This is a genomic window from Streptomyces rectiviolaceus (assembly GCF_039533825.1).
GTDB lineage: Bacteria > Actinomycetota > Actinomycetes > Streptomycetales > Streptomycetaceae > Streptomyces > Streptomyces rectiviolaceus.
Genome location: NZ_BAAAUG010000011.1, coordinates 33,809 through 42,143, shown reverse-complemented (window position 1 = coordinate 42,143; position 8,335 = coordinate 33,809). Strand labels below are relative to the sequence as shown.

At 72.7% G+C, this 8,335-nt stretch carries 7 protein-coding genes and 1 pseudogene; 3 read left to right on the top strand and 5 right to left on the bottom strand.

Annotated features, from left to right (window positions below):
* The 3 genes and pseudogenes from ABD378_RS02350 to ABD378_RS02340 all read right to left on the bottom strand — a co-directional run.
* A pseudogene (locus tag ABD378_RS02350) lies at window positions 1-299 on the bottom strand (isochorismate synthase); the annotation flags it as partial.
* 39 nt (window positions 300-338) lie between these two features.
* Entirely contained in the window at window positions 339-1,172 is an 834-nt protein-coding gene (locus ABD378_RS02345; RefSeq protein WP_344518587.1) for a 2,3-dihydro-2,3-dihydroxybenzoate dehydrogenase, read from the bottom strand.
* A complete protein-coding gene (locus ABD378_RS02340) occupies window positions 1,169-2,152 on the bottom strand; it encodes an ABC transporter substrate-binding protein (RefSeq protein WP_344518586.1) in 984 nt (327 codons plus the stop codon). The genes ABD378_RS02345 and ABD378_RS02340 overlap by 4 nt, the downstream gene beginning before the upstream one ends.
* A gap of 226 nt (window positions 2,153-2,378) precedes the next feature.
* On the opposite strand from ABD378_RS02340, the gene ABD378_RS02335 reads away from it, so the two are divergent.
* The 3 genes from ABD378_RS02335 (at window position 2,379) to ABD378_RS02325 (ending at window position 5,625) form a co-directional block, all read left to right on the top strand.
* A complete protein-coding gene (locus ABD378_RS02335) occupies window positions 2,379-3,398 on the top strand; it encodes a FecCD family ABC transporter permease (RefSeq protein WP_344518590.1) in 1,020 nt (339 codons plus the stop codon).
* A gap of 317 nt (window positions 3,399-3,715) precedes the next feature.
* Window positions 3,716-4,762: a FecCD family ABC transporter permease gene (locus ABD378_RS02330; protein ID WP_344518589.1), complete on the top strand. Its 1,047-nt coding sequence runs from the start codon at window positions 3,716-3,718 to the stop codon at window positions 4,760-4,762.
* A 5-nt stretch (window positions 4,763-4,767) separates the two neighbouring features.
* Complete coding sequence (locus tag ABD378_RS02325; protein WP_344518585.1) at window positions 4,768-5,625, top strand: ABC transporter ATP-binding protein; 858 nt, start codon at window positions 4,768-4,770, stop codon at window positions 5,623-5,625.
* A 733-nt stretch (window positions 5,626-6,358) separates the two neighbouring features.
* Here the strand turns inward: ABD378_RS02325 and ABD378_RS02315 are convergent.
* Together ABD378_RS02315 and ABD378_RS02310 are read right to left on the bottom strand one after the other, a co-directional pair.
* A complete protein-coding gene (locus ABD378_RS02315; RefSeq protein WP_344518584.1) occupies window positions 6,359-7,492 on the bottom strand; it encodes a M20 family metallopeptidase in 1,134 nt (377 codons plus the stop codon).
* A gap of 75 nt (window positions 7,493-7,567) precedes the next feature.
* On the bottom strand, window positions 7,568-8,335 hold a 768-nt coding region (locus ABD378_RS02310), incomplete at its 5' end, for a VWA domain-containing protein (protein ID WP_344518583.1).

Below are 8,335 nucleotides of genomic sequence, written 5' to 3'. Positions count from 1 at the left end.
GCTTCGGGCACGGCGAGCGCGCCGGGCGCGGTGGGGTCGAAGGGAATGGAGCCCACCACGACCGGGGCGTGGTTGCCCGCGCGCAGCTGCGCGTCGAGGGTGGCGGCGACCCGCTCCGTCAACGGCCGCTCGTCGTGCGGTACTTCGGCGGCCGTGCCGTGGGCGAGGAGGGTGCGGGTGGGCGACGCGAAGAACCGGGTGTCGCCGGGTCGGTAGGCGTCGAGCAGCGCGGTTGCCGCGCCGACGGCCCCGGGGGTGGTGGGGGCGGCGAATGCGACCACGTCGTTGGGGGGTGTCACGGATGACTCCTCGTCAAGTAGGGGAGGGCGGCGCGGCTTTCAGGCGCGCAGGGTGGCGCCGCCGTCCACGTACAGGTCGTGCAGGGTGATGTGCCTGGCCCGGTCGGAGACCAGGAAGGCGACCGCGTCGGCGATGTCGGAGGGGTCGGCGATCCGGCCGAGCGGGATGCCGACCCGGTACGAGGACGGGTCGCCGTCGATGACCCGGGCGGCGGCCTGCTCGTGGTCGCCCGCCCACAACTGCCGCTGCATGTCGGTGTGGGTGGAACCCGGCGACACGACGTTGCAGCGCACGCCGTCGCGGGCGACCTCAAGGCCGAGGCATTTGGTGAACATCGTGGCGGCGGCCTTGGATGCGGCGTACGCGGCCATCTGGGTGCGGGGCACCCCGGCGGCGTTCGAGCCGACCGTCACGATGGACCCCTTGCCCCGCGCGGTCATGCGCCGGGCCGCGGCGCGCGAGGTGTGGAAGACGCCGTTCGTGTTGACGGCGAAGGTCTCCGCCCAGTCGGTGTCGGTGAGTTCGACGACCGGGGCGGGCCGGAGGATGCCCGCCACGTTCACGAGGATGTCCAACGGCCCCACGGTGCGCTCGACTTCGTCGAACGCCGCGTCCACGGCGGCCGCGTCGGTGACGTCGAGGACCATGCCGGTGATGCGGCCGCCGCTCGCTGCCTGCGCCTGGACGTCCTGCGCCTGGACGCCTTGCTCCTGGACGCCCTCCTCCTTGACCTCGGGCGAAAGGTCGGCGGCCACGACCCGCGCGCCGCGCTCGGCGAGCGCGCGGGCCACGGCCTGTCCGATGCCCCGGCCCGCGCCGGTGACCAGGGCCACCCGCCCCGCGAGCTCAGGGTCGGTTATGCCGGAAGTCACTTGCCCATCGCCTTCTCGACGTCCTCCAGGACGGAGACGGCGGCCTGCGGGCCGCCCAGGCTGGTCCACTTCGAGCCGTCGATCTCGGTGGTGTGGTTCTTCTTGACCGCGTCGAGCTGCTTGTACGCGGCCTTGCCCTTCAGCTCCTCGAAGAGGTCGGCGTCCGGGCCCTTGGAGCCGAGCGTGCCGATGAACAGCCAGTCGGCGTCGATCTGCTTCAGGTCCTCGTCGCTGAGCGGGGTCGAGTGGCCCTCGCCCTTCTTGTTCTGGATGCCGGGCCGCTTGAAGCCGAGGTCCTTCAGGACGTCGGAGATGAACACGCCCTGCTGCATCACGGCGGTGCCCTTGGCGGAGTAGCGCGCGACGGAGACGCTCGCGCCCGCGTTGTCGCCGAGGTTCTTCTTCACGGCGGCGGCCTTGGTGTCGTAGTCCTTGAGGAACGCGTCGGCCTCGTTGGACTTGCCGAGCACCTTGCCGGTGATCTCCAGGGACTTCTTCCAGTCCTTGGTTCTGTCGATCGTGACGACCGTCGGGGCTATCGCCTTGAGCTGCTTGAGCACCTGCTGGTCGGCGAGCTGTCCCGCGAGGATGACGTCCGGCTTGGCCTGCAGGACCTTCTCGATGTCGGGTCCGGTCACCGCGCCGACGACCGGGATGTCCTTGGCCTGGTCGGCCAGATACTCGGGGGCGCCCTTCTGGCCGCGGCCCGCGGAGAGGCCGACGGGCTTGACCTTCAGGGCGAGGGCGGAGTCCAGGTCCATCTCGCTGAGCGCGATGACCTTCTTCGGATTGGCCGGAACCTTTACCTCCGCACCGGAGGCGTCGGTGACGGTGACGTCCTTCGCGGAGTTTTTGCCCTTGTCGCCGGATCCGGTGTCGTCGGACGAGTCCGAACCGCAGGCGGAGAGGGCGAGTGCGGAGGCCAGAGTGAGGGCCGCAACCGCGGTCAGCCGGGTGCGCGGGGAGTGGTTCGAGGACATGTCCGTGGTCTCCATGCTTCTGTAGTCCGGGGGTCAGTCCGGACATAAGGGTCATCCCTGGCCGTGTCGGGGCATGGCGAATTGACCCTGAGGGAACAGGGAGTTCGCCCACACCCCGAACCGGGGCTCCAGGTCAAGGTTAGGTTAGGCTAACTTCATGTTGGTTGCGCAAGGGGGGCCGGTCCCAACGTCCGGATCCAGACCTCCGATACCGGACTTGGCGAAGATGCATCGCCCCACGCTGTGGGCGGCTGCCGCCTTCGTTGTCCTGCTCCTTCTCCTCGGCTTGCTTTCGCTCCTGGTCGGGTCCGGGTCGACACCGATGGGCCGCGCCTGGGACTTCCTCACCGGGGATCCGTCCGCGCGGGCCGACGCCCAGATCCGGCTCGCGGTCATGGACGTACGCCTTCCGCGTACGCTCGCCGGAGCCCTGGTCGGTGTCGCGCTCGGCGCGGCGGGCTGCCTCCTGCAGGCCGTCACGCGCAATCCACTCGCCGAGACCGGTCTGCTCGGGGTCAACTCGGGTGCGGCGCTCGGTGTCGTGATCGGCCTGACGTACTTCGAAGTGACCTCCGCCTACGGCGTGTTGGTGTGGGCCCTGGTCGGCGGCATGGCCGCGAGCGCGGTGGTCCTTCTGCTCGCCGCGTCCGGGCGGGCCGCGGGCTCGCCGCTGCGGCTCGTCCTCGCGGGATCGGCGCTCGGCGCGACGTTCCACGGCATGACGTCGTACGTCCTGCTCGGCACGCAGTCGACCTTCGACACCTACCGCTACTGGACCATCGGTTCGCTGGCGGGCATCAAGACGTCGGAGACGTACCCCTTGATCCCGCTGATCGCGGTCGGCCTTCTCATCGCCTTCTGCTGCGTACGCCCGCTCTCCGCCCTCGCGCTCGGCGACGACAGCGCACGCTCGCTCGGGCACCACCCGGGGCGCATCCGCCTGATCGTGGCGGCGGCGGTGACGCTGCTCGCGGGCTCGGCGGTCGCCCTCGCGGGGCCCATCGCCTTCCTCGGCCTCCTCGCCCCGTACGCGGCGCGGGCCGTCACCGGCCCCCGGATGGCTGGCCAGTTGGTGCTCTCCGCGCTGGTCGCCGCGAACGTGATGATCGCCGCCGACCTGCTTGCCAGGATCGTGATCCGCCCCTGGGAGACCCCGGTGAGCGTGCTTCTCGCGTTCATCGGCGGCCCGTTGCTGATCTGGATCGCCCGGTCGCAGCGGATGTCCACGGCGGGGGTGGCCGCGTGAGCGCCGAGGGCATTCCTGAGGGGGCGGAGGGCGCGGGGCACGGCGGGGCGTCGGGGTTGGCGCCGGGGTCCGTGCCGGGTTCTGTGCCGGACCGTGCCCCGGGTTCTGTGCAGGGCCGTGCCCCGGACGCCGTGTCGGACCGTGCCCCGGACCGCGTTGGGGACGCCACGTCGGCGCGCGCGTCACACCGCGCGTCGGGCTCGGCATCGGGCTCGACATTGGGCTCGGCATCGGGCGGTGTGCAGGATTCCGCACCCGGCGCCGAGGTCGGCAGTCCGCCGGGTTCCGTTCACGGCGGTGCGCAGCGCCCCGCCGACATCACCCCGCCCGACTCCACCGCCGTACGCGTCGGCACCTTCTCCTGGCTCTTCCCCTACCGCAGCGCCCTCGCCGCCGTCGGGCTCACGCTGGTGATCGCGGCGGTCGTCTCGCTCGCCACCTTCGCGAGTTCCACGGGAATGAGCTTCTCCGAGAGCCTCTCCGGACTGCTCGGAACCGGGGACTCCGCCACCGTCATGCTCGTCCAGGACTTCCGGCTTCCACGGATCGCCGTGGGGCTCATGGTCGGGGCGGCGCTCGGCATCGCCGGATGCCTGACCCAGACGCTCGCCGGGAACCGGCTCGCCACCCCCGACATCATCGGCGTCAACGAAGGCGCCACCGCGGCCGTCGTCGCCTCCGTCGTCGGCTCGTCCACCGGCATGATCGGCGACTGGTGGCTCGGGCCGCTCGGAGCCGCCGCCGCGGCCATGGTCGTCGTCGCCTGCGCGGGCGGTGCGGGCAGCGGGGGATACCGGATCCTCGTCGTCGGCATCGGCGTCTCCACCGTCATCGGCGCCGTCACCGACCTCGTCATGTCCCGCGAGAACGACAACACCGCGGGCGGCGTCTTCCTCTGGACGGTCGGCTCGCTCAGCGGCCGTGACTGGACCGTCGGTACGCCACTCTCACTCATCCTGCTCGTCCTCGTCCCGCTGTCCCTCGTCGCGGGCAGCCGCCTCCAACTCCTGCGGTTCGACGACGACATGGCGGCCACCCTCGGAGTCAACGTCCGCCGCGTGCGCGCCGTGACGCTCGCGCTCGCCGTCGCCCTGTCCGGCGTGGCGGTCGGCATCGGCGGGCCCATCGCGTTCGTCGCGCTCGCCGCGCCCGTCGTAGCCACCCGGCTGAGCGGCCCGACCCGCGTCCCGATCATCGGCTCGGCCCTGGTCGGCGCGGCCCTCGTGGGCGCCGCCGACGCACTCGGCCGCGTCGTCGCCCCCGTGGAGATCCCGGTCGGCGTCATCACCAGCGTCCTTGGCGGACCCTTCCTCCTCTGGGTCCTCTTCGGCAAGAACTCCGAGCAGCAGACCGGAAAGGCCTGACCCCCGTGCAACTGACCGTCGAGGCGCTCACCTCCGGCTACCCCGGCCACGCGGCCGCCGTGGACGGCGTCGACCTGACCATCCCCAGCGGGCAGGTCGCCGCCATCGTCGGCCCCAACGGCTGCGGCAAGTCGACACTGCTCCGCTCCATCTCCCGCCTCCACAAGCCGAGTTCGGGGACGGTGCGCGCCGGGGACGAGGACGTGTGGCGGCTCACCCAGCGCCGCGCGGCCCACCGCATCGCGCTGCTCGCCCAGTCCCCGCAGGCCCCCGAGGCGGTCACCGTCGCCGGACTCGTCCGCTACGGCCGCCACCCCCACCAGGGCCTGTTCCGCCAGTGGTCGCGCGAGGACGAGGCCGCGGTGCGCGAGGCCCTCGAGGCCACCGGCACCACGGACCTCGCCACGCGCCGCCTCGACCACCTCTCCGGCGGTCAGCGGCAGCGCTGCTGGCTCGCGATGGTCCTGGCGCAGCAGACGCCGATCGTGCTCCTCGACGAGCCGACCAGCGCCCTGGACCTCGGCCACGCGGTCGAAGTCCTGTCCCTGGTAAGGGAGGTGGCCGCCGCGGGCCGCACGGTCGTCATGGTCCTGCACGACCTGGCGAGCGCGGCCCGTTACGCCGACACCGTCATCGCCATGAACGCGGGCAAGATCGTCGCGAACGGCCCGGCCCGCGAGGTGGTGACCGCCGAGCTGGTCAAGGAGCTGTACGGGATCGAAGCGGACATCCTCCGGGCACCGGGCGACGGCTCCCCGGTGGTCGTACCGACGATGACCGCGAAGGCATCCACGGCGGCGCCCGAAGAGGCCTCCGCCGCGGCCCCCACCACGGCCCCGGCGAGGGCGGCTGAGCGGGGCTGATTTGCGAAGGCGCCCGGCCCCCGCGAAGGCGCCCGGGGAGGCGTCCGAGGGGGCGCCCGCGGAAACGCCTGGAAGGGCCCGGAGGAGGGGCTCGAAGAGACGGCAGATTGGGCCTCTGAGGCGCCCCGCCTCCATGCCCGAGCGGACGTCCGAAGAGGCCGCCCCCAGCGCGGCCCCGCGAAGGCGCCCGGCGCCCGCGAAGGTGCCCGGGGAGGCGCCCGAGGGGGCGCCCGCGGATACGCCTGGAAGGGCCCGGAGGAGGGGTCCGAAGGGACGGCCGATTGGGCGTCTGAGGGGCGCCTGCCTCCATGCCCGAGCGGACGTCCGAAGAGGCCGCCCCCAGCGCGGCCCCGCGAAGGCGCCCGGCGCCCGAGGGGCGCCGACGAAAAGAATGCGCTGGCAGGCGCCCGTAAAGGGTGCCGCACACGCACCCGCATCCGCGAAGGCGGCTAAGCGCGGCTGGCGGCGAGGTCCGCGGCTGTCCACGCGAGCCCCACGGCCCCGTCGATCAGGATCTGTTCGGCGAGGGGTGTGGCCGCCGCGGCGGCGAACTTCGGCTGGTGCGGGCTGTACCCACCCCCGCTGATGTCAAGGACGTCCGCGGCTGGCGGCGAAGTCCGCGGCCGTCCACGCGAGCCCCACGGCTCCGTCGATCAGGGTCTGTTCGGCGGGAGGCGTGGCGGCCGCGGCGGTGAAGTCCGGCTGGTGCGGGCTGTACCCACCCCCGCTGATGTCAGGGACGGCCGCGGCTGGCGGCGAAGTCCGCCGCTGTCCACGCGAGCCCCACCGCCCCGTCGATCAGGGCCTGTTCGGCGAGAGGCGTGGCCGCCGCGGCGGCGAAGTCCGGCTGGTGCGGGCCGCAGCCGCCCCCGCTGATGTCAAGGACGGGGTGGATCGACGGCACGACGTGCGAGACGTTGCCCATGTCCGTGGACGCGAAGGGCCCGCGCCGCTGCGGTTCCGGCCGCCCGAGGGCGCGGGCGTTCGCCTCCCACAGCGCGACGAGACCGGCGTCGGACCGGAAGTCGAGATAGTCGGGCGCGGGCTGCTCAAGCTCCACCGAGCACCCGGCCGCAAGCGCCCCCGCCCGGAAGCAGTCCGCCACCCGCTCCCGCAGCTCGCGCAGCTCGTCGACGGACGGAGTCCGCAACGCATAGGCGGCACTCGCCCGTTCGGGAATGGCGTTGAGCGCGGTCCCGGCCTCGGTGGTGATCCCGTGCACCTTCCACTCCCCGGGCAGCTGCTGCCGGAGCAGTCCGAGCGCCACCTGCGCCACGGTCAGCGCGTCGGCCGCGTTCCGCCCGTCCTGCGGGTTGAGCGTGGCGTGCGCGGACTTGCCCGTGTACGTCGCCGACAGCGCCCCCATCGCGTACGAATGGAAGTCGGCCACCTCGAAGGGGCAGGGGTGGATCATCATCGCCGCGTCGACCCCTTTGAAGGCCCCGGCGTCGAGCAGCAGCGCCTTCCCGGCGCCGCTTTCCTCGGCGGGCGTCCCCAACACTCGGACGGTGAGCCCGAGTTGATCGGCGACCGGGGCCAGCCCGAGCGCGGCCCCCACGCCCGCCGCCGCGATCAGATTGTGCCCGCAGGCGTGCCCCATGCCGGGCAGCGCGTCGTACTCGCAGGCAAGCGCGACGGTCACGGGCCCGGAACCGATGGTCGCCTCGAAGGCGGTCTCGAGCCCGTACGCGGGAGCGGTCACCGCGAAGCCGTGCCCGCGCAGCACGTCAGCGCACCAACCGGCGGCCCGCCGCTCCTCGAACGCGATCTCCGGATGGGCGTGGATCCGCCGACTGAGCCCGACGAGCTCGTCCCGCACCTCGCCGATCCGAGCCCGGATCTCCTCCTTGAGCCCGTCGCCTGCCACGCGTCCTCCTCGTCACTGCCGCCGACACCCGGCCCGGACAGCTTACGGTCGGCCACCCACAGGATCGGACGGGCGTCAGACCGGCAGCAGACGCCCGATCAGCGCGCTGAGCTGCCGCGCGTTGCGGCACTCGTACATCTCCACGAACTCCGCGTAGGTCCCGGCCGCCGAGTCGCCCGTCTGCCACTGGGCGCGGCCCTCCGGGTTGAGCCAGTACACCTGGCGGGCGCGCGATGCGATGGTGCGCAGGGCGGGGACGTTCGGGTCGCTCATGTTGGTGCGGGCGTCGCCGAGCACGAAGACCGTGGAGCGCGGAGTGACCGCTTCGGTGTAGCGCTCGGCGAACTCGCCCAGGGAGGAGCCGTAGTCGCTGCTGCCGTGGTAGCCGGTGACCGCCGCTCCCGAGATGATGCGGCTGCCCAGGCCCTCGGGGTCGGCCGTGCCGCGCGCGATGAGGTCGGTGACCTCGTCGACGCGGTTGACGAAGGCGAAGACCCGCACCTTGCTGAACTGGTCGTGCAGCGCCTGGACGAGCAGCATCGTGAAGTTGGCGAAGCCCGCCACGGAGCCGGACACGTCGCACAGCAGGACCAGTTCGGGGCGTGCGGGGCGGCGGCGTCGCAGGACCGGGCGCATCGGGATACCGCCCGTCGAGAGGGAGCCGCGCAGCGTTCTGCGCAGGTCGATGTGGCCGCGGGCCGCACGGCGGCGGCGTGCGGCAAGGCGCGTCGCCAGTTTGCGGGCCAGCGGCTGGACCGTCCTGCGCAGTTCGTCGAGCTGGGCGCGGCCCGCGATGAGGAAGTCGACCCGGTCGGCGGTCGGGGCGGTGGCCCGCCGCGCGAT

Excerpts from the sequence above, each read along its gene's own strand:
- ABD378_RS02340 (WP_344518586.1), bottom strand. The coding sequence starts at position 2,152 with ATGTCCTCGAACCACTCCCCGCGCACCCGGCTGACCGCGGTTGCGGCC.
- ABD378_RS02335 (WP_344518590.1), top strand. The coding sequence starts at position 2,379 with ATGCATCGCCCCACGCTGTGGGCGGCTGCCGCCTTCGTTGTCCTGCTC.